Source organism: Xanthomonas sp. JL1 (genome assembly GCF_038405005.1).
The window spans coordinates 15,958-42,580 of sequence record NZ_JBBYGR010000072.1 but is presented as its reverse complement, the minus strand read 5'-3'; the positions used below and the strand labels follow the sequence as shown (position 1 = coordinate 42,580).

Genomic DNA, 26,623 nt, shown 5'->3' with positions numbered 1-26,623 from the left:
AGCAACCCGGCGATCAACCGCACCGGCAATGCGGGCCGACCGCCTGTGCTGGTGGTTGCAGGCAACCGTGGCGACAGCGCCTGTTCCAACGCACTCCACGGCAGCCGATGGCTCAGCTGGACCAGCGGATGGCGCACGTCGATCTGGTTCTCCAGACGCGAACGAAACAGCTCATCGGCAGGCAACTGCTCGGCGGCAGGACGGCGTGTCCGCATGGGCGAAAACTGCCAGAAACCAGGACCTAGCGTAACGAAAACTGGCAGTTCCAGCACGCCAAAACCGCAGGTGAGGCGTTGCAATGGATGCGGTCTATAGCCAGCGCCTTACGCGTTGACAGTAGGTTTGGTAGGCCGCGCCGAAGCGCTCTTGCAGTGCTTCTTCCTCCAGTCGGATCTGCACCCGGTCGATGTACAGCAGATACACGACCAGTGCCACGCCGCCAGCCGGATGTCCGAGCTAGGTGGCCCAGCCCGCCAACAGCAAGGCGTTACCGATGTACATCGGGTTGCGCGAATAACGATGCAGTCCGGTTTGCACCAGCGCACTGCATCGTTGCGGCCGACGCGGATCGACCGTGGTGCCGGCGCGACGGAATCGCCATTTCGGCACGACGTTGATCAGCGCGCCGAGCAGCATGATGGCTAGCGCGCACGCGCGCTGCCCGGGCAGCGAGATGCACAATTGCGGCCACGTGAGGGCAGCCGCCCATGCGCCTAGCATGCCGGCAGCGACGCAGACCGGCGGCGGCAAGGGGGACATCGTGGGCCTACAGCTTGCCACGTTGCTCGCGCAGACCGGCCAGTTGGGTGGTCCAGTCAGCCAGACGTGCACGCTCCTGATCGACCACTACTGCTGGTGCGTTCTGCACGAAGGTCGCGTTGCCGAGCTTGCCGTTGCACTTGCCGATCTCGCCTTTCACGCGCTTGATTTCCTTGTCCAGGCGCATGCGTTCGGCATCCATGTCGACCAGGCCTTCCAGCGGCACCAGCAGCGTGAGTTCTCCGACGATGGCGGCGGCAGACGGCGGTGTGTCCTGGCCAGCGTCCAGCCAATCGATGCGTTCCAGCTTGAGCAGGAACGACAGCTGCGAGGCGAAGCGGGCAACGCGCGGTCGTTCGTCGGCAGTGTCGGCCTGCAGCAGCAGGCGCACCTGCTTGGACGGTGGCACGTTCAATTCGCTGCGCACGCGGCGCAGTGCCGACACCATCGACTTGAGCCATTCGACATCAGCTTCGGCGGTGGCATAGCCGCTGGTATCGACATCGCCAACCTGCGGGAAGCGCTGCAATGAAATAGTCGCGGTGGTGATGCCCAAACGCGGCACGACCTGCTGCCACAACTCTTCGGTGACGAACGGGGTGAGCGGGTGCAACAGGCGCAGCAACGACTCCAACACGTACAGCAGCGTGTGGCGGGTGCTGGCGGCCGCGTCGGTGTCCTGGTTGTTGAGCGCCGGCTTGGCCAGTTCCACGAACCAGTCGCAGAACGCGTTCCAGGCGAATTCGTACAGCGACTGCGCGAGCAGGTCGAAGCGATAGTTGGCGTAATGCGCGTGGGTTTCTGCAGTGACCTTGTCCAGGCGCGCAAGAATCCACTTTTCCGCTTCGGTGCGCGGTTGTGGCACGCCGGTGAAGCGGGCGCCTTCGGTGTTCATCAGCACGAAACGCGTGGCGTTCCACAGCTTGTTGCAGAAGTTCTTGTAGCCCTCGGCGCGGCCCAGATCGAACTTGATGTCGCGGCCATGCGTCGCGAGTGCGGCGATGGTGAAGCGCAGCGCGTCGGCACCGTGGGCAATGATGCCGTCCGGGAATTCCTTGCGCGTGGCTTTTTCGATCTTTTCGGCCATGCGCGGCTGCATCAAGCCGTTGGTGCGCTTGGCCACCAGATCCTCGATGCTGATGCCGTCGATGATGTCCAGCGGATCGAGCACGTTGCCCTTGGACTTGGACATCTTCTGGCCCTGCGCATCGCGGATCAGGCCGGTGATATAGACGTCGCGGAACGGCACCTGGCCGGTGAAACTGTCGGTGGCCATGATCATGCGCGCCACCCAGAAGAAGATGATGTCGAAGCCGGTGACCAGCACGCTTGAAGGCAGATAACGCGCGAATCCGCGCTCGGCCATCGCCTGCGAATCCGGCCAGCCCAGCGTGGAGAATGGCCACAGCTGCGAGGAGAACCAGGTTTCCAGCACGTCGCTGTCCTGATGCAGCGCAATCTCCGCACCCAAGCCATGCTTGGCACGCACCTCGGCTTCGTCGTGGCCAACATGGCAATGCCCGGCATCGTCGAACCATGCCGGAATGCGATGGCCCCACCACAGCTGACGGCTGATGCACCAATCCTGGATGTTTTCCATCCAATGGCGATAGGTGTTGATCCAGTTCGGCGGCACGAACTGGATCTGGCCGCTTTCGACCAGTTCCAGCCCGCGCTTTGCCAATGCGTCCATTTTCACGAACCACTGGTCGGTGAGGTAAGGCTCGATCACCTGGCCGGTACGGTCGCCGCGCGGCACCTGCAGTTTGTGCGGTTTGGTTTCCACCAAGATGCTCAGGTCTTCCAGCTCGGACAGCACCAGCTTGCGTGCGTCGTAACGATCAAGACCGATGTACTGCGCCGGAATCTTGTAGGCGAGGTGCTGACCTAAACGCTTGCGCTGAATTTGGTCAAGTTCGCGCCAATCGATGCCAGCGTTGACGAAGGGGGATTCGTCATCTGGGTACTGTTTGCGTGGATCGATGATCTTCGCATCTGCGGTGAAAAGGTTTACTAGCGGAAGATTATGTCGCTCCCCCACCTGGTAATCGTTGAAGTCATGCGCAGGCGTGACCTTGACCACGCCGGTGCCGAAGGCGCGGTCGACATAATCGTCGGTGATCACCGGCACGTGCCGGCCGGTCAGCGGCAGCACGATGCGTGCGGTATGCAGCGTGAGATAACGCGCATCTTCCGGGTGCACCATTACAGCGGTATCGCCCAGCATGGTTTCCGGGCGCGTGGTCGCCACCACCAGATAATCGCGGGTCTCGCGCAGGGTCTCGTTGCCGTCGGCATCGTGCTCGATGTGCTCGTAGGTGACGCCATCGGCCAGCGGATAGCGGATCGACCACAGGAAGCCGTCTTCTTCGACGTTTTCCACTTCCAGATCCGAGATCGCGGTCTTCAGCACCGGGTCCCAGTTGACCAGGCGCTGACCGCGGTAGATCAGGCCTTGCTCGTACCAGCGCACGAACGCTTCGTTGACCGCGGCCGACGGCTGCGGGTCCATTGTGAAGGTGCTGCGCGACCAATCGCTGGAAGTGCCCAGCCGACGCATCTGGCGCTCGATGGTGTCGCCGGATGCGGCCTTCCATTCCCACACTTTGGCAATGAAGCCCTCGCGCCCCAGCGAGTCGCGCGTTTCGCCCTTGCCTTCCAATGCCAGATTGCGCGACACCACCATCTCGGTGGCGATGCCGGCATGGTCGGTGCCCACCTGCCACAAGGTGTCGTACCCGCGCATGCGGTGGTAGCGAACCAACGCATCCATCAATGTCTGCTGAAACGCGTGGCCCATGTGCAGCGTGCCGGTGACATTGGGCGGCGGCAGCAGCACGGTGTACGGCTCACCCGTGTCGGACGGCACGAAGTAACCTGCCGCCTCCCACTGCGCATACAGGCGCGATTCGAAGGAAGAGGGGTCGTAGCTGGAGGCGAGGGTGGTCATAGAGGGGCTGGGATTGGTTATTCGTTATTCGGGATTGGTTGCGTCATGGGGCCGGCGAGCATGACTGGCAACCCACGCATCAATGGCAGCGATGGTGCGGTGGAACGGAGGGTGGCGATTTCGGATGCGTCGTTGGCTGCAGCCTGTGGATGCGCGCAAGCCCGCTGTGACGAATCCCCAATCCCAACTCCCCAATCCCCGCCCCATTCACATGTCGTACTTGGTCAGTTCCAGGCCCAGGGCCTTGTACTGTTTCCAACGCTCGCGCAGCGGTTCGCGGGCGGCCGGGTCGGCGGGCACGACTTCCAGCACGCGGTCGCAGGCGCCCAGGTACGGGTCGTCGCGCAGGTTGATCACCAGCGGGCGCGAGGGGGCGGCGAACTCGGGGGCGGCGATCAGCACCGGGGCCAGCTCGTCTTCCTCGTCGGTGCCGGCGATCTGGTGCGGGACGTAGGCTTCGTCGTCGAACGCCCACAGCAGGTCGTCCAACGCCTCGGCCTGCTCCGCATCGCGGGCCAGGATCAGCGTCGACAGGTTGGCGTTGTTGGCCTTGCGCGCCAGCTCGCACACCAGCCGCAGCGGTTCGTTGAGGAAGCGCGGCTTGGCGATCAGGTAGAAGTCGGCACGGGGCATCAGGCGGTCACAAAGCGAGAGGAGAGCAGGAATTTGGTGGTCATGCCGGCGGCCACGAACAGGGCAGCACAGCCGAGCACGGCCAACAACGGGCCGCCGAATGCACGCAGGCGTTGCCCGGGCGGTAGAGATACACCGGCAGGAACCGCACGGCTGATGCCACGATGCCGATATTCATCCAGGCCGGCCGGCGGCTGTCGGCCGCCAGCCACACAAACAACAGCAACAGCTGCACGACGATCCAGAGCAGGTCGATGCCAGGGCTGGTCCAGCCCGGCACCGCGCTGGCTGCGCCCTTCACGACGGAGAAGCCGGCAATCAGCGCCAGTGCCGCGCGCGGCGACATCAGGCGGCGCGATCCAGCAACCACTGCGTCAGCAGGCCGACCGGGCGGCCGGTGGCCATGCCGCGCTTGCCTTCGTCGCTGGCCACGCCGGCGATGTCCAGATGCGCCCAGCGCTGGTTTTCGGTGAAGCGCGACAGGAAGCACCCGGCAGTGATCGCACCGCCCCAGCGGCCGCCGATGTTGTAGACGTCGGCGAAGGTGGAATCCAGCAGACCCTGGTATTCGTCCCACAGCGGCAGGCGCCAGGCGCGGTCGAACACGTGCTCGCCAGCGGCCAGCAGCTCGTTGGCCAGGTCGTCGTGCTTGCTCATCAGGCCGGCGGTCTGGTGACCCAGCGCCACCATGCAGGCACCGGTCAAGGTGGCCACGTCCACCAGCGCTTCGGGGTTGAAGCGTTCGGCGTAGGTCAGCGCATCGCACAGGATCAGCCGGCCTTCGGCGTCGGTATTGCCGACCTCGATGGTCTTGCCGGACATGCTGGTGATCACGTCCGAGGGGCGATAGGCATTGCCGTCGATGGCGTTTTCCACCGCCGGCACCACCACCACCAGATTGATCGGCAGTTCGGCCTTGACCGTGGCCACGAAGGTGCCGATGACGGTGGCGCCACCGCACATGTCGTACTTCATTTCCTCGATGCCGCCCTGCGTCTTGAGGTTGACGCCGCCGGTGTCGAAGGTGATGCCCTTGCCGACCAGCACGTACGGGCGCGCGTCGCCACCACCGTTCCACTTCAGCACGATCAGGCGCGGGCGATTGGCCGAGCCACGTGCCACCGACAGCAGCGAACCCATGCCCAGCGCTTCCATCTGCGCCTCGTCCAGAATCTCGGCTTCGGCGCCCGGGAACTTGCCGGCGAATGCGGCGGCGGTGTCGGCCAGGTAGGCCGGGGTGCAGTAGTTCGGTGGCAGGTTGCCCAGCTCGCGGGCGAACTCCACGCCTTCGGCGGTGGCCACGCCCACGGCGAGCGCGCGGGCGTCGTCGCCGGCGATCGCCAGGGTGGTCAGGCCGGTCTCGTCGACCTTCTTCTTGCCCAGCGTGGCGGTGTAGCGGTAGGCCGCATGGTCGCTGACGGTGACTGCCTGGCGGATGTTCCAGGCCGCATCGCGGGCCTTGACGGTGAGTTCGGTCAGGGTGAGCAGGGCGGTGCCGACTGCGCCGGTCTTCAGCGCGCGGGTTGCATCACCGATGGCCTTGAGGTACGGCGCCACGCCGAACTTGCCGGCGTCGCCCAGCCCGACCACCAGCACGCGCGGGGCGGCGACGCCGGGCAGGTCGTGCAGCAGGGTGGTGCTGCCGGTCTTGCCGGCCACATCGCCGCGTGCCAACAGGGCGGTCAGACGGCCCTGGCTGGCGCTGTCCAGCGCCTGGGCGGCGGGCGAAAGGGTCTTGTCGGCGAACGCGCCAACCACGATGCAGTCGACAGCAGCGCTTGCCGGCGCGTCTTGGTTCAGGGTGAATTGCAGGGCCATTGATCAGATTCCGTAGGCAAATCCGTACAATCGCGGGCTGTTTACGCCAACCTAACTAGGCTGGCGGCGCCGCGAACGAATTCGAGAGTTTAAAACAAGCCCACCCCATGCCGAAGCTCGATCGATACCTGCTTAGCGATTTCACCCAGAGCTTCCTGGCCACCTTGATTGTGCTGCTGGTCGTCAGCGTCGGCGGTGTGCTGGTCGATATCCTCGGCAATATCGCCGATGGCCGCATCCCGGCGCGCTTGCTGCTGTCGCAGGTGGGGCTGCAATTCGTGGCCTACCTGCCCATCATCCTGCCGCTGGCATTAATGCTGGGCTTGCTGCTGGCACTGGCGCGGCTGTACCGCGATTCAGAAATGGCCGTCATTACCGCCATTGGTGTCGGACCCACGCGCATGTTGCGCCCGCTATTGATGCTGGTGGTACCGGTGGTGGTGGTCATCGGGCTGTGCTCGCTGTGGCTGGGCCCCTGGGCGAGCCGCACCGCCGAAGCGATGCTGGAAGATGCCAACCGCAGCGTGCTGATGGCCGGCCTGGAATCGGGCCAGTTCACGCCGTTGTCCGATGGTGGCGTGGTGTACATGCAGACGATCTCTGCCGACGGCAAGGGCCTGGGCAAGATCTTCCTGCAGCGCCAACAGAACGACCGCATCGATGTGGTCACCGCCGACCGCGGCGCCCTGTTCTTCGAAGGCAAGACCGACCGTTACCTGCACCTGGACGATGGCTACCGTACCGAGGGTCCGGCCGGCGGTGCGACGCTGGACTATCGCTTGATGAAGTTCGCCAGCAGCGACATTGCCTTGCCCGACCGCACCCGCTTGCACGATGCCAACGACCCGGAAGTGATGTGGACCACACAGTTGCTGTCCGACGAGCGGCCCGCCGCACGCGCGCAGCTGCATGAGCGCCTGGCACCGCCGCTGCTGGCGCTGGCGTTTGCAATGCTGACCTTGCCGCTGTCGCGCAGCGCGCCGCGGCAGCAGCGCTACGGACGCATCATGCTGGCGTTCCTGGCCTACATGGTCGGCACCAATCTGATGATCGTCGGCACCCAGTGGATCGCCAACGGCAAGGCCCCGGCCGCGCTGGGCCTGTGGTGGCTGACGCTGCCGCTGCTGGCAGTGGCGGTGTGGGCGTATGCGCGCGATGGCCGCGTGCGTCGGCCGAGGGCGCGCGCATGAAGCTGACGCCGCGGGTCCATGATTGGTATGTCGGCCGGGTGGTGCTGTCCACCGTGCTGCTGACGTGGGCGGTGCTGTTGGGGCTTGACCTGGTCAACGCCTTTGCCAGCGAAGCCAAGGACATTGGTCAGGGCAGTTACACCTTTGGCCATGCGGTGGCTTACGTGGCCTACACCGTGCCGCGCCGGGCCTACACCTTGTTCCCCACTGCAGCGGTGATTGGCGCGCTGATGGGCCTGGGCCAGTTGGCCGCCACCTCCGAGCTGACCGCGCTGCGCGCGTTGGGCGTGTCGCGCAAACGCATGTCCGCCTCGGTAGTCGCAGCGATGGCGCTGCTGACCGCCAGCATGGTGATCAGTGGCGAAACCATCGGGCCGTGGGCACAGAACCAGGCGGACACGCTCAAGGCCAGTGCCCGCTACAACAGCGATATGGCCGCTTCGCTCTATGCCGGCCTGTGGGCACGTGAGGGCGACACCTTTCTTAACGCCTTGAGTGGTGAAGAGAAGTTGCTCGACGGCGGCGATACCGCACTGGATCTGCACGATGTGCGGCTGTATCACCTCGACTCCAGCGGCAGAATGCAGCAGCTGACCTATGCGTCGGTGGCCGAACATCGCGATGGCCGTTGGACTCTGCGCCAGGTACGTCGCGACACCTTCCAGGAACGCTCGGTGCAGCGCGAAACCTTCCCCGAGTTGCCGTGGCAATCGCAACTGAATCCGGCAGCGCTGGCCGCTGGCCTCGCCAAGCCGCGCAATCTGTCCGCTCATGATCTGGAGCAGAGCATCGAATACCGCAGCCGCAATGGATTGGATGCGCGCGATTACGAAGATCAGTACTGGAGCCGTTGGTTCTATCCGCTCAACGTGCTGGCGCTGTGCATGGCGGCAATCCCGTTCTCGTTCGGTTCGCTGCGGAGCGGCGGCTTGGGCAAGCGTCTGTTCCTGGGCATCCTGTTCGCGCTGGGCTTCTGGCTGCTGCAGCTGTTTTTCGGCCGCATGGCCGGCGCGCTCAAGCTCGATTACCGCATCGCCTATGCGCTACCGCCGATGGTGATGCTGGGTGTATCGGCGTGGTTGTTCCGCAGGCGTAGTAGCTGACCGCATGCGGCGGGTGAGCATGGTGGGAGTGGCGCTCTGCCTGCTGTATCTGGCGGCGACTGCGTTTTGCGTGTGGGGAGCGCTTAGTGCACAGGGCGATCCCAAGGGCTAATTCGTTTTTCTGCAACTGCCGCTGACGCCTCAGATGATCGCGCTGGATGCTCTCCACGCGTATGCCTGGTTAACCAACATGCCTTGGGCGACAACTTATGTTTTGTTGATTCCGCCATTTTTAGCGGTGCTGTATGCGTTTGGGCATGCAGTTCAGTGGTTGATTGCGCGCCTTTTGTTGGGCGCTCAATAAGCCGCAGCCTGGCTGGGTCGCCGCCGCCAGTCCCGTCGCACTCCAGGTGCAGTTCGCATGCATCGAACAAGCGGGATCGGCGAGATGCGGGTTGTGGACTGCCGACCTGATCACTTCAATGTCTTGGCACTGCGCTGCAGCCGGGTCCCACTTGCACGGTCGTGCCAGGTCAGCCGGTCGCGATCCAGCCACGCCCACCAGAATCCTAGCCCGCCCAGCGCCAGCGACAAGGTGCCGACGGCATAGCGTATCCACAGCGCACGCCATGAGGCCTGTGGACCGATCAAGCGCAGCCGCCACGGGCGCATGCCCAGCGTCTGTCCGCCGCGGCGCCAGCTCGCGGTGGCGTAGATGCCTGCGGTGATCCAGCAGCACAGCCACAACAGCCATTGCCAGCCGCTGAAGGGTGCGATGTTTTCGCGTGCTGGGTGCCCGGCGAGCGTAAAGCCCAGCGTGAATACAGTGGAGATCAGCATCGACAGCGCCAGCACTGGCAAGGCGTCGTAGCACAGCGCCAGCAGCCGCCAGCCCACCAGTGCAGGGGTGCGTGCAATGCGCGGCGAAGAGAGCGAAGTCATGGCGCGAGCATAACGGTCGCCAGTCACTGTGCAACGCCGCGCTGCGGTCGCTGCGCTTTGGCATTTGCCCGCGCTGACGCATTCGCTGCGTCGCTCCGGGCAATCGGGCGCAAGCCCACGCCCGGCGGCTCCTTGTCGTGGCATCAATACGGTGGGTGGGCCGCCGCATTCCCGGTAGACCATTCGTGTTTGCGTCTTGTCTGCCTGATCGCACCGCCTCACACGCACGCGTACGTCCCTTCCGCTGCGCACGTCGTGCGAGGCACGCACAAAGAGGCACGCAAAGAGCCCCTGCGTGCGGATGGCGTGGCCTGGTCACACATCACAACGCTGTGCAGCGTAAGCCAGTGTGCCTAAGCATGCCGCATACCGGCGATCTGCAACGCGTTGTCTCGCAACGCGCGCGCCACGTTCTATGCTGTTGCGATGTCTGCCAGCAGTCCTGCCGAACGCCGCCAACTCGCCCAGCAGCTACCGCCGCTGCAGGCGGCCGATGCCGGTGTGATCGAGCGTTTCCTCGACCGGTTTTGGGCCGAGCAAGGCGTGGCGCGGCAGACGCTGGAGAGCTACCGGCGCGATCTGGAAGGGTTGGCGCGCTGGCGCGCCGGCGCCGGCGGCGGTTTGCTCGGCATCGACCGCGTGGCATTGTTCGACTATCTGCGGTGGCGTGCCCAGGCCAATTACTCCCCGCGCAGCACGGCGCGGCTGCTGTCGACCTTGCGTGCGTTCTACGGCTGGTGCCTGCGCGATGGCGTGCGCAGCGACGACCCGACAGCGCTGATCGACCCGCCACAGCTGCCGCGCTCGCTGCCCAAAGCGTTGACTGAAAGTCAGATCGAGGCGCTGCTGGCCGCCCCCGAGGTGGATACTCCTGCGGGCCTGCGCGACCGCGCCATGCTGGAGCTGATGTACGCCGCGGGCCTGCGTGTGAGCGAGCTGGTCAACCTGCCGGCAGTCGGGGTGAATCTGCGCCAGGGCGTGTTGCGGGTCACCGGCAAGGGCAGCAAGGACCGGCTGGTGCCGCTGGGCGAGGAATCCCAGCATTGGTTGGAACGTTACCTGCGCGAGGCGCGCCCGCTGCTGGCCGCGAACAAGCCGGTGGCGGCGGTGGATGGCCAGGTGCCGTTATTCATCGACGCCGCCCGCCAAGCGCTCAGTCGTCAGCACTTCTGGGCGTTGGTCAAACGCTACGCAGCGGTGGCCGGCATCGACCCGGCGATGGTCAGCCCACATGGGCTGCGCCACAGCTTTGCCACCCATTTGCTCAACCACGGCGCCGACCTGCGCGCGCTGCAGATGCTGTTGGGCCACAGCTCGTTGTCGACCACCCAGATCTATACGCTGGTGGCGCGCCAGCATCTGCAGAAGCTGCACGCCAGCCATCATCCGCGTGGTTAGTCCGCGCGGCGTTTGACCAGTCGCGTGTGGGCGCACTGCTGATGCGCTGAGGGCCCGGCTGGGAAATACGTGCCCGGTCAAATCAAGCGGCCAGCGGCAGCTCGAACAACGCTTGACGGAGTTTGCGATGCAGCATCAGCCGCGCTCGACCGGGAGCGTGGCCTCCTCGTGCCATACATCACGCCAGCGGTCAGGGCAGAGTGGCGGGGGGGGGGGGGGCACCCGCACTGTAAAGCGCCGGAGCGAGCAGGATTGGACGATTAGGAAATTTCAGGACGTTCTGTGCTGCCAACGTGCAGACCTGCCGCCAGAGCCGCGAAACCGCGCTGTGCATCGCGTCTGTCCCATCGCCGCAGCAGTTGTTCGCTTGCCGTGTTGCCAAATGTCGCGGCCGCTGCCGGGCTTCATCTGCGCTGTGCAAGAATGCCGGCACCTCATTCCATCTGGATGCGTGAATGTATCGTCTTGCCATCGCCGCGCTGCTGGGCGCGATCAGCCTTACCGCCTGCGCACAATCGTCGCAGCCTGCGGCAAGCACTGTCGGCGCCAAGCCCGCCGCCGCGCCCGCCGCCGCCGGCAACGTGGATCAGCGCGTGAGCACGGCGCTCAAGGCGCTGGACCCGGATTTCAAGCCTGACTACCTCGGTGCTGCACCATTCCCCGGCTTCCGCGAAGTGGTCGTCGGTGGGCAGGTGCTGTACGTCAGCGATGACGGCCGTTACCTGATCCAGGCGCAGCCGTTCGACATCCAGAACAAGCAATTCGCCGCCAGCCCGGGCCTGCTGGCCTACCGCCGCAAGCAGCTGGACACTGTGCCCAAAGCCGACCGCATCGTCTTTGCGCCGGCAAACCCGAAGTACACCGTCACCGTCTTTACCGACGTGGAATGTGGCTACTGCCGCAAGCTGCACAGCGAGATCGGCGAGCTCAACAAGCAGGGCATCGCGGTGGAATACCTCGCGTTCCCGCGCATGGGCCTGGGCAGCCAGGACCACAAGGAAATGATCGCGGTGTGGTGCGCTGCCGATCGCAAGCAAGCGCTGACGGCCGCCAAGTCCGGTCAGCCGGTGGCTTCCAAGGACTGCAAGAACCCGGTGTCGATGGAATACACCCTGGGCCAGCGCCTGGGTGTCAACGGTACGCCGGCGATCTTTGCGCCAGACGGCACGCAGCTTGGTGGCTACCTGCCGCCAGCGCAGCTGCGTGAGGCGCTGGAAAAGCGCGCCGTCGCCACGGCCGGCGGCAGCCGCTGATCCACGGCGGAGCGGCGGTGTGATGCCGCTTGGCGGGTCACATCGGTGGCCGGCGCGATCGAACGGAAGGCTGGAATGCAGATGCATTCCGGCCTTCTGCGTTTTTTGGGGCAGGCTGGAGGGATCGGGGGCCTGAACCTGGTAGTTCGCGCCCAACTGCCAGCCAGCCCGCGGGCTGGCTGGACAGAAACCAATAGCCAATAGCCAATGCGTCGACATGTAGCCTCGTAGCCCGCGAGTCAGCCAGCCACGGTCACCCGTGCCGCGCAGGGCTGGATTTGGCCCCGCCACACGGCCGCATCACCCCACGCATTGCCCGCCTGCGCCCGCGCAGTCCGGCGTCGATCCATCAGCTCCGTTACAATCTGCAGCCCCGTTTCTGACACGGTTCCTCGGACATGATGGTCCTCGAGGGCGCTTCCGCCCTTTCGCCGTTCCGCCGCGCTCGGCTCGAAACCCGCCTGCAAACCCTCGTCCCCGCGCTGCGTATCACCGGCGTCTGGCACGTGTACTTCATCCGCGCCGAGGCCGGGCAATCGCCCGACCAGGCCACCTTGCGGCGGATTCTGCAGGCCAATGCTGCGCCCGCCGTGCGCGATGCGGATGCCGCTTCGCGCTATGTGGTGCCGCGGTTGGGCACGCTGTCGCCGTGGTCGAGCAAGGCCACCGAGCTGGTGCGTGGCGCCGGGCAGCCGATCCAGCGCGTGGAGCGCGGCACCCGCATCGATCTGGCCGGCTGGCCGGACGACGCGGTCGCGCAGGCCGCCGTGGCCAAGCTGCTGCACGACCCGATGACGCAATCGCTGCTCGGTTCGGCTGCTGCGGCCGAGGCGCTGTTCAATGTGCCCGCCCCGGGCCAGTTGCAGCGCGTGCCGCTGGATGGGCTGGAGCAGGCCAACCGCGACCTGGGACTGGCGCTGGCGCAGGACGAGATCGACTACCTGCGCGAACGTTTCGCCGCGCTGGGCCGCGACCCGGCCGATGTCGAGCTGATGATGTTTGCGCAGGCCAACTCCGAGCACTGCCGGCACAAGATCTTCAACGCCAGCTGGACCATCGACGGCAAGCCGCAGGAGCGCTCGCTGTTCCGCATGATCAAGCACACCCACCAGCAGACCCCGCAGCACACCTTGTCGGCCTACAGCGACAACGCCGCGGTGGTGGAAGGCGTGCCAGCCGCGCGCTATCGCCCGGATCCGGCCAGTGGCCAATACCGCAGGGAAGCGGTGCTGCCGTCGGCCTTTGCGATCAAGGTGGAAACGCATAACCACCCGACCGCGATCGCACCGTTCCCCGGCGCGGCCACCGGTGCGGGCGGCGAAATTCGCGACGAAGGCGCCACGGGCCGCGGTGGCAAGCCCAAGGCCGGCCTGACCGGGTTTTCGGTCTCGCACCTGCGCATTCCGACCCTGCCGCAACCGTGGGAAGCGCCGCGCGCACTGAACCCGCGCATGGCACCCGCGCTGGACATCATGCTCGACGGCCCGCTGGGCGGTGCCGCGTTCAACAACGAATTCGGCCGGCCGAACCTGCTCGGCTATTTCCGCAGTTTCGAGCTCGCCGAAGGCCCGGGCCTGACCCGCGCCTACGACAAACCGATCATGCTGGCCGGTGGCCTGGGCGCGATCGATCGCAATCAGGTCGAAAAGCTGCGCCTGCAGCCGGGCGATGCGGTGATCGTGCTGGGCGGCCCGGCGATGCTGATCGGCCTGGGCGGCGGCGCGGCCAGTTCAGTGGCCGCAGGCGACAGTGCCGAAGCGCTGGATTTTGCCAGCGTGCAGCGCGAAAACCCTGAAATGGAGCGCCGCTGCCAGGAGGTCATCGACCACTGCGTGGCGCTGGGTGTGGACAACCCGATCCGCTGGTTCCATGACGTGGGCGCGGGCGGGCTGTCCAACGCCATTCCCGAGCTGCTGCACGATTCGGGCGTGGGCGGCATCATCGATTTGGGCCGTGTGCTCAGCGACGATCCGTCGCTGTCGCCGCTGGAACTGTGGTGCAACGAATCGCAGGAACGCTACGTGCTCGGCGTGCCGCAGGCGCGCCTGGAGGAATTCGCCGCCATCTGCGCCCGCGAGCGCTGCCCGTTCGCCGCGGTCGGCGTGGCCACGACGGAGGAGCGGCTGGTGGTTGGCTATGGAGTCTTCGACTCCGGGATTGGAGATTCGGGATTCGGGATGCGCAACGGCGCACTCTCGGGTGCTGAAAGCGCTCCTGCTTCTCCCCGCTCCCCACTCCCCACTCCCCACTCCCAGCTTCCAATCGATCTGCCGATGGATGTCCTGTTCGGCAAGGCGCCGAAGATGCATCGCGATGCAGTGCATCCGGCCGCGCCGCAGTGGCCGGTGCTGCAGACCGCGTCGCTGGATCTGCAGCAGGCTGGCTTGCGCGTGTTGGCGCATCCCACCGTGGCGTCCAAGAGCTTTCTGGTCACCATCGGCGACCGCAGCGTGGGCGGCTTGACTGCGCGCGAGCAGATGATCGGGCCGTGGCAGCTGCCGCTGGCCGATTGCGCGATCACCATGGCCGGTTTCGACACCTTCGAAGGCGAAGCGATGTCGATCGGCGAGCGCACTCCGTTGGCGCTGTTGAACGCGGCCGCGTCCGCACGCATGGCCGTGGGCGAAGCGATCACCAACCTGTGCGCTGCACCGATGCATCGGCTGGACAGCATCAAGCTCTCGGCCAACTGGATGGCCGCCGCCGGCCATGCCGGTGAAGACGCGCTGTTGTACGACGCCGTGCGCGCGGTCGGCATGGAGCTTTGCCCGGCACTCGAACTGAGCGTGCCGGTGGGCAAGGATTCGCTGTCGATGCAGGCGCAGTGGGTTGAAGCCGGCATTGGTGATTCGGCATTCGGCATTGGCAAAACACCGGAGTCCTCCGCTGTTGCGAATCCCCGATCTCCGCTGCCCACTCCCGTCGCTCACAAGAGCGTTTCACCGGTCTCGCTGATCATCAGTGCGTTCGCCCCAGTCGGCGATGTGCGCACGCAGCTGACGCCGTTGTTGCGCAGCGATGAAGAGAGCGAGCTGTGGTTGATCGGCTTGGGTGGCGGCAAGCAGCGGCTGGGCGGGTCGGTGCTGGCGCAGGTGTATGCCAATGACGCGGCATTGCCGGCATTCGGCGGCGATGTGCCGGATCTGGACGATGCGCAGCGTCTGCGCAGTTTCTTCGAGCTGATCCGCGACGCGCGCGACAGCGGGCTGTTGCTGGCGTACCACGATCGCAGCGATGGCGGTGCGTTTGCCGCGTTGTGCGAGATGGCGTTCGCGTCGCGGCAGGGCCTGGATATCACGCTGGATGCGTGGGGCGACGATGCGTTCCGCAGCCTGTTCAACGAAGAATTGGGCGCCGTGGTGCAGATCGCCAGCGAAGACCGTGCCGCGTTCGCCGATCTGGTCGAACGCCACGCATTGACCGAATGCGCGCAGCGCATTGCACGCCCCACCGGCACGCCGCGCATTCGCGTGAGCGGGCAGGGCCGCGTGTTGGCCGAGTGGCGCTGGGAAGAGTTGTTCGATGCATGGTGGTCGGTGACCCATGCCATGCAGAAGCTGCGCGACAACCCCGACAGCGCCGACGAAGAGCGCGCGCTGGCGCGTGATTTCAAGGCGCCGGGCCTGCGTCCGAAGCTGGTGTTCAACCCCTCCGACGATGTGGCGGCGCCGTTCGTGGCCACAGGTGCCCGGCCCACGGTGGCGATCTTGCGCGAGCAGGGCGTCAACGGGCAGATCGAAATGGCCTATAACTTCGAGCGTGCCGGTTTCCGTGCCTACGACGTGCACATGAGCGACCTGATCGAAGGCCGCGTGGATCTGAGCGAATTCGTCGGCTTCGCGGCCTGTGGCGGTTTCAGCTACGGCGACGTGCTGGGTGCCGGCCGCGGCTGGGCGACTTCGATCCTGGAGCGCTCGGCGCTGCGCGATGCGTTTGCCGCGTTCTTTGCCCGTAGCGATACGTTCGCGCTGGGCGTGTGCAATGGCTGTCAGATGCTCAGTCAGCTCAAGGACATCATTCCCGGCGCCGAGCATTGGCCGCGCTTCTTGCGCAACCGTAGCGAGCAGTTCGAAGCGCGCACTGCGCTCCTGGAAGTGGTGGAGTCGCCGTCGATCTTCCTGCGCGGCATGGCCGGCTCGCGGATTCCGGTGGCGGTGGCGCATGGCGAAGGCCGCGCGGAATTCGATACTGCCGTGGACCAGGCCGCTGCACGCGTGGCATTGCGTTACATCGATGGCAACGGCGCGGTGGCGTCGCAGTACCCGCTCAATCCGAACGGCTCGCCCGACGGCATCACCGGGCTGACCAGCAGCGACGGCCGCGTCACGATCCTGATGCCCCATCCCGAGCGCACGCCGCGCAGCGCAAATTTGAGCTGGTATCCGGCCGACTGGGGCGACGACTCGCCGTGGATGCGGATGTTCCGCAATGCGCGGGTGTGGTGCGGTTGATGGCGTGCGGCTGATCTGCAGCCGCTGATGCCTCACTCGACGGCCGTGTGCAGGGATGCACGCGGCCGTTGTCGTTTTGGCAGAGTGCGCTTTGCCTGTAGGTGCGGGGCGGTAGAAGCTTCTCCGCGTGTTGCGGTACTCGCGGATTCTCAAGCAAATTGACCACGATGGTTTTTAAAGCGCAACGGTGTTCGCAGGTGTCGCCATCGCCGGCTTGTTGCGCGTGGAGATGCAAGGCATGCAGCACTGCGTAGCTGATGTGGACTGCCTACGAGCGCGAGCCGGGGCAGTTCGACGTCCTCGGCAAAAACTGTCTTGGTGCCGATGCATCCATGCGTCACGGCATTAGCCAGACGAGGCACTTCATCACACTGCGTGCCGCCACCGAGGCCCCTCACAGTGGAGGGCCTCGCCATGGAAGCGGCCAGCCTGTTGGTGCGCCAATGATCCGAAGCTCGGCACCGCTGTCCCGCAGCATCGTCATTTCCTTGGCGCGAGACAGGGCGTGCTCCACGCGATAGATGGCGGTGTGTTACCCGTGCGACACGTTGGCACACAAACAGCCCGCCACCCATGCCTTATTTGCGCAATCAAGTCTGCAGGTGTCCCGTGAACGGGAATTTTTGTCTTTTCCTTTTCTGCCTATTCAGCCCTGAAATGTCTCTACGGACATGGCCTAGGTTGCTGTTTTACAAGGATTTATCAAAAAATCTAATAAAGGCAGCCAGAACTGTGATGAAAAATGCACTTCTCTTTGTTTAATGTCAAAAACTTGACGCCTGAAATGATGGTGGTTAACACTTTGCTCAGCTCTATGGTTGGGTGGCGTTCACTTTTCGACCAACCAAGGAGCAGGCGCAAGCCGTCCCGCCGCAAGGCCCATAGCGCGCATCACCGTGGTGAGTCGCAGGCTGTAAAGCCTTTCGCTGCGTGGTGTTCGCCAAAAATCAGTCCAACAACTCAGGAATCGTGCGCCGATGAATCAGATTTATCGCAAGGTCTGGAACAAATCGCTTGGTGTGTGGGCCGTCGCCTCGGAACTGTCTAGTGGTGACAGCCCCGGAGCCGTTGCGTCAGCCTCGTTCATCGATCGCCGTCATCGCCTGGCACTGACTGCCGCCATCGCTCTGGCGCTGGGTGGCGCCGGATTCGCCACGCCGCTTCCCGCCAATGCGCAATCGGTGGAAGTGGGCCGCGGCGCATCGGCACCGGCCAGCAAGGCCACCGCCATCGGCGCCAATAGCCATGCCAGCGCAACCGGCGCAGTGGCCACCGGCGCCGACAGCAGCGCCAGTGGCGTCAACAGCAGTGCGATTGGCCGCCCGACCAATGCGATCGGCGAAAACGCCCTAGCCATCGGCCACAACAGCTTCGTGCGCCAGAGCGGCGAAAACGGCGTGGCACCTGGTGCCAATGCCGGCGTGAGCGGCGCAAACTCGCGCACCTACGAAGACGACGTGGTGTCCATCGGTAGTGGCAACGGCCGCGGTGGCCCGGCCACGCGCCGCATCACCGATGTCACTGCCGGCGTCAATGCCACCGATGCGGTCAACGTGGCGCAGCTGCGCCACGTGGCCGATGTTGCTGAAAACACCGCGCAGTTCTTCAAGGCGAGCCCGGGCGAAGAGAGCGTAGGCGCCTATGTCGAAGGCGATAGCGCACTGGCTGCAGGCGAGGGCGCCAATGCCGTCGGCACGGCGACCACAGCGTTGGGAACCGGCGCCAATGCGGTGGCCGAGAACGCTACTGCGGTCGGCACCAATGCGCTGGCGTCCGGGCAGAACAGCGCAGCCTTCGGCCATAACGCGCAGGCCAATGGCCCGGCCAGCGTGGCCGTGGGCGGCGCTGCAGTGAATGAAGATGGCGAGCCGTTGATCACCAATGGCGGCGTGCCGGTCACCACCGGCGCTACCAGCGCCGGCGTCGGCGGAACCGCAGTTGGCGCCAGCGCCAAGGCCGATGGCTTTGCGGCATCGTCGTTCGGCGTGGGTGCGTATGCGGCCGGTGCGCAGGCCTCTGCTTTCGGTGCGGTCGCCAATGCGGCGGGCGATTACGCCACTGCGGTTGGCACGCAAACCCGCGCCAGCGGCACCAGCAGCACTGCCGTCGGCGGTCCGGTGGATCTGATTCCTGGTCTGGGCCTCTTCGTGCAGACCCAGGCCAGTGGCGAAGCCTCCACTGCACTTGGCGCCGGCGCGATTGCGTCGGGTACCTACGCCACCGCGGTCGGCACGCTGAGCGAAGCCTCCGGCACCGAAGCCACCGCGGTGGGCTACTTCGCGTATGCGCCGGGCGAAGGCGCAACCGCCGTGGGCCCGCAATCCTTGGCCAGTGGTGAACTGAGCACGGCGCTGGGGTATTTCAGCACCGCACGTGGCGCCAATTCGGTTGCGTTGGGCGCCAACTCGGTCGCCACGCGCGCCAATACCGTGTCGGTCGGCGCAGCCGGTAACGAGCGTCAGATCACCAATGTAGCGGCCGGTACGCAAGGTACCGACGCGGTGAATCTGAATCAGCTCAACGCCGTTGCCGAAACCGCGCAAACCACCGGCAAGTACTTCAAGGCCAGTGGCAGCGCCAAAAAAGATGTCGGTGCCTATGTCGAGGGCGAAAACGCATTGGCTGCAGGCGAGGGCGCCAAGGCCGTCGGTACCGGCACCACCGCGTTGGGTGCGGGCGCGCATGCCGTGGTCCGCAAAGCCACGGCAGTGGGCGTCGGCGCAGTGGCTGACGGCATCGGCGCGGCAGCGCTCGGTAACACCGCGCGGGCACTGGGCGACAACAGCAGCGCGGTCGGCAGCAACGCAGTGGCCAGCGATATCGGCGCCACGGCGAATGGTGCGGGCGCGCAGGCGCTTTCGGCCTACACCATCGCACTCGGCAGCAAAGCGGTCGCGTCCGACCTTCATGCCATTGCTGAGGGTTTCAACAGTACCGCCTCCAATGTCGGCAGTACCGCCTTAGGTGGCTTCAGCCAATCCAACGGTCGCTTGTCGTCGGCGCTGGGCTACAGCGCGGTGGCGTCGAGCGATTACAGCACCGCCGTCGGTTTGGCGGCGCAGGCCTCCGGTGCCAGCGCGGTCGCCATTGGCGAAATCAGCAAAGCCACCGGCGAAGAGAGCGTGGCCGTCGGCGGCAGCGCGTTCTCCGGCTGGATCCCGACACAAGCGTCCGGCAAGGGCGCAGCGGCCTTCGGTGCCGGTGCTTGGGCCACTGCGGACTACACCACCGCCATCGGCCGGGATTCCTATGCCGACGGCGTCAATGCCACTGCGGTGGGCCAGAGCGCAGCCGCGCTAGCCGACAACACGCTGGCCTTGGGTGGCGGTAGCCGCGCCAAGGCGGTGGGCGCCAGTCTGATCGGTGTGGATGCATCGGCCACCGGCATCAACAGCACCGGCGTCGGTCGTCAGGTCAACGTCATCGGCGAAAATGCGGTGTCGGTGGGCTACAACTCGTACGTGCGCCAGAGCGCAGTCAACGGCGTGGCACTGGGTGCCAATGCCGGTGCAACCGGTGCCGATTCGGTGGCATTGGGCTCGGGCTCGAGCACCTACGATGCCGATACGGTGTCGGTGGGCAGCGGCAACGGTCGCGGTGGCCCGGCCACGCGCCGTATCGTCAATGTGGGCGCCGGCGCGGTTGCCAGTGCCAGCACCGATGCGATCAACGGCGGCCAGTTGTTCGAGTCGTTGAGCAATGCAGCCAGCTTCCTCGGCGGCGGTGCGGCGATCGGTGCGCAGGGTGTGTTCGTGGCGCCGACCTATTTGATCCAGGGTGCAAGCTACAACAACGTCGGTGCGGCATTGACTGCGTTGGACAGCAAGGTCACCGAACTGGACGCACGCAGTGGTGGCACTCCCGCCAACACCGCAGCACGCACCGCGTCGCTGCGCACCGCAACAGTACCGGCAATGGCGGCGACTGCGGTCAGCGCTGTGTCCAGCAACGTCGCAAGCACTGCGATCGATGCAACGGCCGGTGTGCAGGGCACACCCACCGCCGCCGTGGTCGGCAGCATCACGCCGGCAGCCACCTCCACGGCGGTCGGTACGGCAGCAGTGGCCAACAACGTCACCGGCACGGCGATTGGTGGCAGCGCGTATGCGCATGGCGCCAACGACACCGCAATCGGCAGCAATGCACGCGTCAATGCCGACGGCAGCACGGCGGTAGGTGCCAATACGCAGATCGCGGCCGTGGCCACCAATGCCGTGGCCATGGGCGATGGCGCGCAAGTGACCGCCGCGTCCGGCACCGCGATCGGCCAGGGCGCACGTGCCACTGCACAAGGTGCTGTCGCACTGGGTCAGGGCTCGGTTGCCGATCGTGCCAATACGGTGTCGGTGGGAAGCGTCGGCGGCGAGCGTCAGGTAGCCAATGTGGCCGCCGGTACGCGTGCCACCGATGCGGTCAACAAGGGCCAGTTGGACAACGGCGTTGCCGCCGCCAATAGCTACACCGACAGCCGCTACAATGCGATGGCAGACAGCTTCGAAAGCTATCAGGGCGATATCGAAGATCGTCTGCGCCGTCAGAACCGGCGTCTGGACCGCCAGGGTGCGATGAGCTCGGCGATGTTGAACATGTCCGCCAGCGTGGCCGGTATCGCTTCGCCGAACCGCATCGGTGCCGGTGTCGGTTTCCAGAACGGCGAATCCGCATTGTCGGTGGGCTACCAGCGCGCCATCAGCCCGCGCGCCACGGTCACCGTGGGCGGCGCGCTCAGTAGTGGCGACAGCTCGATTGGCGTGGGTGCCGGTTTCGGCTGGTAAGCGTAATTGCATCAACGCGGCGGCGCCAGGTGCGCCGTCGCGATGTGTAAAGCCTGAGGGAGCGGGCAAGGACCGTGGCTGGGCCGGCCAACGGATTCGCATGGAGTGATGGCTGTACCAGGGGTGGCCGGCAAGGACGCAGCGCACGGCACCGCGGGACGCAGCGATTGCGCTGGCTGCTCCCAGCCTGATTCACGAAAAATACGAAGACGACTTCACCGTGATCGACAAGAATTTCCGTCTCAACCCGCTGACCGGCGCCATCCTGATGATGGCCTTTGGTGCGTCTGGCGCCCTCGCTGCCGCCCCCAAACTGCTGGTCAAGGAACCGACCCAGGCAGCCCCGGCCGGCGCAGCGTTCGGTAGCCGGTTGATCGTGCGTTACAAGGACAACACCGCTGCTGCAACCGATCGCAGCAGCAAGCTGATCGCCGTGCAGGCCGCGGTGGGCCGCGTTGGTGGCAGCACCAGTGCGCGTAGCAGCGCTGCCGTCGCCAAGGCGATTTACGTGCGTAAGCTGGGCATTGGCTCGGACCTGATCAAGCTGTCCAGCACGCTGACCGCCGCGCAGGTGGACAAGGTGGTGGTTGAGCTGAAGAACGACCCGTCCGTGGCCGACGTGCAGATCGACCGCATGCTGCGCCCGATTGACATCAGCAAGCGCGTTGCCGCCGCCGATGTGAGCCCGCACCTTGTTCCCAACGAACCGTTGTACGCGCAGCACCAGTGGCACCCGAGCAATCCCCACGGCGGCATCAATGCGCCGGGCGCGTGGGATCTGTCGCAGGGCGCCGGCGTGGTGGTGGCGGTGCTGGATACCGACATCCTGCCGGGCCATCCGGATTTCGCCGGCAACATCCTGCAGGGCTATGACTTCATCACCGACGCTGAAGTCTCGCGTCGTCCTACCGATGCGCGCGTGCCGGGCGCACTCGATTACGGCGACTGGCAGGAGGCCGACAACGTGTGCTAAATCGGGTCGACAGCGCAGGCAAGCACCTGCCACGGCACCCATGTCTCTAGCACCGTGGCCGAAGCGACCAATAACGGCTTGGGCATGGCTGGCGTGGCGCCGAAGGCGAGCATCCTGCCGGTGCGCGTGGTTGGCCGTTGCGGCGGTTACAGCTCCGACATCGCCGATGCGATCGTGTGGGCTTCCGGCGGCACCGTTGAAGGCGTGCCGGCCAACACCAACCCTCTGAAGTCATCAACATAAGCCTGGGCGGCGGCGGTCCCTGCGATTCGGCCACCCAGCTGGCGATCAATGGCGCCGTATCGCGTGGCACCACCGTGGTGGTCGCGGCCGGTAACGACGGCGACGACGCAGCCAACCACTCGCCGGCCAGCTGCAATAACACCATCACCGTTGGCGCCACGCGCATCACCGGCGGCGTCACCTATTACTCCAACTACGGCAGCAAGGTCGACCTGTCCGGCCCGGGCGGCGGTGGTAGCGTGGATGGCAATCCGGGCGGTTACATCTGGCAGGCCGGCTACACCGGTGCCACCCGCCGACCTCGGATCGCTATCCCTATATAGCTTTAGGCGGCACCTCGATGGCCTCCCCGCACGTGGCTGGCGTCGTGGCGTTGGTGCAGAGCGCGGCGATCGGTCTGGGCAAAGGCCCGCTGACCCCGGCTGCGGTCGAAGCGCTGCTCAAGAAGACCAGCCGTCGCTTCCCGGTGACCCCGCCGGCCAGCACCCCGATCGGTAGCGGCATCGTCGATGCCAAGGCCGCGTTGAAAGCGGTGTTGGAAGAGCCGTGCGACCCGGCCACCCAGAGCTGCGCACCGAGCGCTATCGAACTGACCAACAAGGCACCGGTGGCTGGACTGAGCGGCGCCGCCGGCAGCTCCACGCTGTACCGCTTCGACGCCAAGGCCGGTGCTTTGCTCAGCTTCATCACCTACGGCGGCACCGGCGATGTGTCGATGTACGTCAGCTTTGGGGCCGAGCCCAGCACGACCAGCTACGACGCCAAGTCGACCCGCCCGGGCAACAGCGAAACCGTGCGTTTCACTGCACCCAAGGCTGGCACATACTACATCAAGTTGGTCTGTGCGGCGAGCTACGCGAAGCTGACGCTCGTTGCACGACAGTAAGTAGCGAAATAGTGTGGCCGATGCCCCCTGCCAATCACCGGGGGCATTGCTTTTCAAGGCGATTCAGATGCGTGCGGTTGATCGTCCCGGCAAACTGCTACAGTCGGCGCCGGACCAGTGGAGACGAGTGTGAACGCGGTTGCCGTCGATCCTATCGAGCATCGAAATGCGGAAATGCGCATCGTCGATGCGCTGCTTGAACGCCGTCGTCTGAAAGACACCGATCTGCTGCGGGCGCGCCAATTGCAGACCGAATCCGGCATGGGCTTGCTCACCTTGCTCGGCCGCCTGGGTCTGGTGTCCGAACGCGATCATGCAGAAACGTGCGCCGAGGTGCTCGGCCTGCCGTTGGTGGATGTACGCCAGCTTGGCGACACCCCGCCGGAAATGCTGTCTGAAGTGCAGAGTCTGTCGCTGCGCTTTCTCAAACAATTTCATCTCTGCCCGGTTGGCGAACGCGCTGGCCGGCTGGAGCTGTGGATCGCCGATCCCTACGACGATTACGCCATCGATGCAGTGCGTCTTGCCACGGGCTGCACGCTGCTGTTGCAGGTTGGCTTGCGCTCGGAAATCGACGATCTGATCGAGCGCTGGTACGGCCAGGGCCGTAGTGCGATGGGCACCATCGTCGAAACCGCCGATGGCGATGCCAACAGCAGCGACGACATCGAAGCGCTGCGCGATCTGGCCTCCGAAGCCCCAGTGATCCGGCTGGTGAATCTGGTGATCCAGCACGCGGTGGAACTGCGTGCCTCCGACATCCATATCGAGCCGTTCGAAAGCCGGCTCAAGGTGCGTTACCGCGTCGACGGCGTGCTGGTGGAAGGCGAAAGCCCGCCGGCCAAGCTCACTGCCGCAGTGATCAGCCGCATCAAGATCATGGCCAAGCTCAATATCGCCGAACGCCGCCTGCCGCAGGACGGCCGCATCATGTTGCGCGTGCAGGGCAAGGAGCTGGATCTGCGCGTCAGCACCGTGCCCACCGCGCATGGCGAAAGCGTGGTGATGCGTCTGCTCGATCGCGAAACGGTGGTGTTCGACTTCTACAAGCTCGGCTTTACCGAAGCGTTTTTGCCGCAGTTCCGCAAGGTGCTGGAACAACCGCACGGCATCATGCTGGTCACCGGTCCCACCGGTTCGGGCAAGACTACCACGCTGTACACCGCGTTGAGCCAGCTCAACACCTCCGACGTAAAAATCATCACCGTCGAAGACCCGGTGGAATACCAGATCGAAGGCATCAACCAGATCCAGGCCAAGCCGCAGATCGGGCTGGATTTCGCCAACGCCCTACGCAGCATCGTGCGTCAGGATCCGGACATCATCATGATCGGCGAAATGCGCGATCTGGAAACCGCGCGCATCGCGATCCAGTCCGCGCTCACCGGCCATTTGGTGCTGTCCACGCTGCACACCAATAACGCAGCCGGCGGCATCACCCGTCTGCTCGACATGGGCGTGGAGGATTACCTGCTCACCTCCACCATTAACGGCATCCTGGCGCAACGGCTGGTGCGCAAACTCGATCTGGCCAATGCCGAACGCTACGCCGCATCGCCCGAAGAGATCGAACGCTTCAATCTGCGCCGTCTGCAGCCCGAGGGCGAGATTTTCCTGTATCGGCCGCGTCCCTCGGCCACCGCACCCACCGGTTATCTGGGCCGCACCACCATCGTCGAATTCCTGGTGATGAACGACGAATTGCGCCGCGCGGTGATGCGCCGCGCCGGCATGGGCGAGATCGAACAACTGGCCCGCCAGGCCGGCATGCGCACCATGTACGAGGATGGCTTGTCCAAGGCCTTGCGTGGCGAAACCACCATCGAAGAAGTCCTGCGCGTCACGGAGGATGCGTGATCGGTAAGCTGGCAGGAACGCGCTTTGCAGGCACCGGACCAACGACCCGCCAGCACATCAATCCGCCGGCTTCGCTGTGCGTGGACAGCGATGCGTGCGCGATGTCGGCAGTGCGCTGCGATGCGCTGTTGCCCATTCCCAAGTCCCGATTCCCGATTCCCGGCCCCACCGTCTGATGCCTCTCTACCGCTACAAAGCCCTGGACGCGCACGGCGAAATGCTCGACGGCCAGATGGAAGCGGCCAGCGACGCCGAGGTGGCGTTGCGTCTGCAGGAACAGGGCCATCTGCCGGTGGAAACGCGCCTGGCCACCGGCGAAAACGATTCGCCATCGCTGCGCATGTTGTTGCGCAAGAAGCCGTTCGATAACGCGGCACTGGTGCAATTTACCCAGCAACTGGCGACGTTGATCGGGGCCGGGCAGCCGCTGGATCGCGCGCTGTCGATTCTGATGGATCTGCCCGAAGACGAAAAAAGCCGGCGGGTGATCGGCGATGTGCGCGATACCGTGCGCGGCGGTGCGCCATTGTCGTCCGCACTCGAGCGCCAGCACGGGCTGTTTTCCAAGCTGTACATCAACATGGTGCGCGCGGGCGAAGCCGGCGGCAGCATGCAGGACACGCTGCAACGGCTGGCCGATTATCTGGAGCGCAGCCGTGCGCTCCGGGGCAAGGTGATCAACGCGTTGATCTACCCGGCGATCCTGCTCGCGGTGGTGGGCTGCGCGCTGCTGTTCCTGCTCGGTTATGTGGTGCCGCAATTTGCGCAGATGTACGAAAGCCTGGATGTGGCACTGCCGTGGTTTACCCAGGCGGTGTTGAGCGTTGGCCTGCTGGTGCGCGACTGGTGGCTGGTGCTGATCGTGGTGCCGGGCGTACTGGGGCTGTGGCTGGATCGCAAGCGTCGCAATGCCGCATTCCGTGCGTCGCTGGACGAATGGCTGCTGCGCCAGAAAGTGGTCGGCAGCCTCATCGCGCGGCTGGAAACCGCACGCCTGACACGCACGTTGGGCACCTTGCTGCGCAATGGCGTGCCGCTGCTGGCGGCGATCGGCATCGCGCGTAATGTGATGTCCAATCTGGCGTTGGTGGAGGATGTCGCTAACGCGGCCGACGACGTCAAGAACGGCCATGGCCTGTCGATGTCGCTGGCACGCGGCAAGCGCTTTCCGCGACTGGCGCTGCAGATGATTCAGGTGGGCGAAGAATCCGGCGCACTGGATACGATGCTGCTCAAGACCGCCGACACCTTCGAGCTGGAAACCGCGCAGGCCATCGACCGCGCACTGGCTGCGCTGGTGCCGTTCATCACGCTGGTGCTGGCCTCGGTGGTGGGGCTTGTCATCATTTCAGTACTCGTCCCGCTGTATGACCTCACCAATGCAATCGGCTGAGAGCGGAGGTCACTGCACCGGTGCAGCCATCAGGCGAACGCAGCCGGCGCTCGGAATCG

15 protein-coding genes and 3 pseudogenes are annotated in these 26,623 nt (G+C 65.2%); 11 read left to right on the top strand and 7 right to left on the bottom strand.

Translation table 11 applies throughout. The features are described 5' to 3' along the window. From WJW29_RS16425 to WJW29_RS16400, 6 genes and pseudogenes are all read right to left on the bottom strand, one after another. Window positions 1-215 (bottom strand): annotated as a pseudogene (locus WJW29_RS16425) (IS5/IS1182 family transposase); the annotation flags it as partial. Window positions 216-456: 241 nt separating this feature from the next. Next, window positions 457-759 (bottom strand): methyltransferase, encoded by a 303-nt coding sequence (locus WJW29_RS16420; RefSeq protein ID WP_113084415.1) that lies wholly within the window; start codon window positions 757-759, stop codon window positions 457-459. A 7-nt stretch (window positions 760-766) separates the two neighbouring features. Then, window positions 767-3,709 carry a valine--tRNA ligase gene (locus WJW29_RS16415; RefSeq protein ID WP_011257710.1) on the bottom strand — a complete coding sequence of 981 codons (2,943 nt, stop codon included), beginning with the start codon at window positions 3,707-3,709 and terminating at the stop codon, window positions 767-769. A gap of 207 nt (window positions 3,710-3,916) precedes the next feature. After that, the gene (locus tag WJW29_RS16410) at window positions 3,917-4,342 is read right to left on the bottom strand and encodes a DNA polymerase III subunit chi (RefSeq protein ID WP_011257711.1); all 426 of its coding nucleotides are present in this window, start codon (window positions 4,340-4,342) and stop codon (window positions 3,917-3,919) included. Window positions 4,343-4,382: 40 nt separating this feature from the next. Continuing rightward, on the bottom strand, window positions 4,383-4,688 hold the full coding sequence (locus WJW29_RS16405; protein ID WP_011257712.1) for a hypothetical protein: 306 nt from the start codon (window positions 4,686-4,688) through the stop codon (window positions 4,383-4,385). Next, on the bottom strand, window positions 4,688-6,160 hold the full coding sequence (locus tag WJW29_RS16400; RefSeq protein ID WP_011257713.1) for a leucyl aminopeptidase: 1,473 nt from the start codon (window positions 6,158-6,160) through the stop codon (window positions 4,688-4,690). The genes WJW29_RS16405 and WJW29_RS16400 overlap by 1 nt, the downstream gene beginning before the upstream one ends. Window positions 6,161-6,267: 107 nt before the next feature. Here WJW29_RS16400 and lptF point away from each other — a divergent pair, with 107 nt between their 5' ends. The 3 genes and pseudogenes from lptF to WJW29_RS16385 all read left to right on the top strand — a co-directional run bounded on the left by lptF (window position 6,268) and on the right by WJW29_RS16385 (window position 8,757). Then, complete coding sequence (gene lptF, locus WJW29_RS16395; RefSeq protein WP_011407634.1) at window positions 6,268-7,350, top strand: LPS export ABC transporter permease LptF; 1,083 nt, start codon at window positions 6,268-6,270, stop codon at window positions 7,348-7,350. Beyond that, on the top strand, window positions 7,347-8,453 hold the full coding sequence (lptG, locus tag WJW29_RS16390; protein ID WP_011407635.1) for an LPS export ABC transporter permease LptG: 1,107 nt from the start codon (window positions 7,347-7,349) through the stop codon (window positions 8,451-8,453). Before lptF ends, lptG begins: the two co-directional genes overlap by 4 nt. 4 nt (window positions 8,454-8,457) lie before the next feature. Then, window positions 8,458-8,757 (top strand): annotated as a pseudogene (locus WJW29_RS16385) (hypothetical protein). A gap of 110 nt (window positions 8,758-8,867) precedes the next feature. On the opposite strand, the gene WJW29_RS16380 reads toward WJW29_RS16385, so the two are convergent. Continuing rightward, a complete protein-coding gene (locus WJW29_RS16380) occupies window positions 8,868-9,335 on the bottom strand; it encodes an RDD family protein (protein ID WP_011257716.1) in 468 nt (155 codons plus the stop codon). A 426-nt stretch (window positions 9,336-9,761) separates the two neighbouring features. On the opposite strand from WJW29_RS16380, the gene xerD reads away from it, so the two are divergent. The 8 genes and pseudogenes from xerD (at window position 9,762) to WJW29_RS16340 (ending at window position 26,564) form a co-directional block, all read left to right on the top strand. Next, window positions 9,762-10,733, top strand: a complete 972-nt coding sequence (gene xerD, locus WJW29_RS16375; protein ID WP_011257717.1) for a site-specific tyrosine recombinase XerD — start codon at window positions 9,762-9,764, stop codon at window positions 10,731-10,733. 455 nt (window positions 10,734-11,188) lie between these two features. Next, window positions 11,189-11,986: a DsbC family protein gene (locus tag WJW29_RS16370; protein ID WP_011257718.1), complete on the top strand. Its 798-nt coding sequence runs from the start codon at window positions 11,189-11,191 to the stop codon at window positions 11,984-11,986. Between the two features lie 398 nt (window positions 11,987-12,384). Beyond that, window positions 12,385-16,437, top strand: a complete 4,053-nt coding sequence (gene purL / locus WJW29_RS16365; protein WP_011257719.1) for a phosphoribosylformylglycinamidine synthase — start codon at window positions 12,385-12,387, stop codon at window positions 16,435-16,437. A gap of 977 nt (window positions 16,438-17,414) precedes the next feature. Continuing rightward, window positions 17,415-21,212: an ESPR-type extended signal peptide-containing protein gene (locus WJW29_RS16360; RefSeq protein WP_011257720.1), complete on the top strand. Its 3,798-nt coding sequence runs from the start codon at window positions 17,415-17,417 to the stop codon at window positions 21,210-21,212. 220 nt (window positions 21,213-21,432) lie between these two features. Further along, a pseudogene (locus WJW29_RS16355) lies at window positions 21,433-23,314 on the top strand (diffusible signal factor-reguated S8 family serine peptidase). Between the two features lie 129 nt (window positions 23,315-23,443). After that, window positions 23,444-25,171: a type II secretion system ATPase GspE gene (gene gspE / locus WJW29_RS16350; RefSeq protein ID WP_012446069.1), complete on the top strand. Its 1,728-nt coding sequence runs from the start codon at window positions 23,444-23,446 to the stop codon at window positions 25,169-25,171. Then, window positions 25,168-25,347, top strand: coding sequence for a hypothetical protein (locus tag WJW29_RS16345; RefSeq protein WP_041181968.1), 180 nt, complete (start codon window positions 25,168-25,170; stop codon window positions 25,345-25,347). Before gspE ends, WJW29_RS16345 begins: the two co-directional genes overlap by 4 nt. Next, the gene (locus tag WJW29_RS16340; protein WP_011257722.1) at window positions 25,347-26,564 is read left to right on the top strand and encodes a type II secretion system F family protein; all 1,218 of its coding nucleotides are present in this window, start codon (window positions 25,347-25,349) and stop codon (window positions 26,562-26,564) included. The genes WJW29_RS16345 and WJW29_RS16340 overlap by 1 nt, the downstream gene beginning before the upstream one ends. Window positions 26,565-26,623 lie beyond the last annotated feature (59 nt).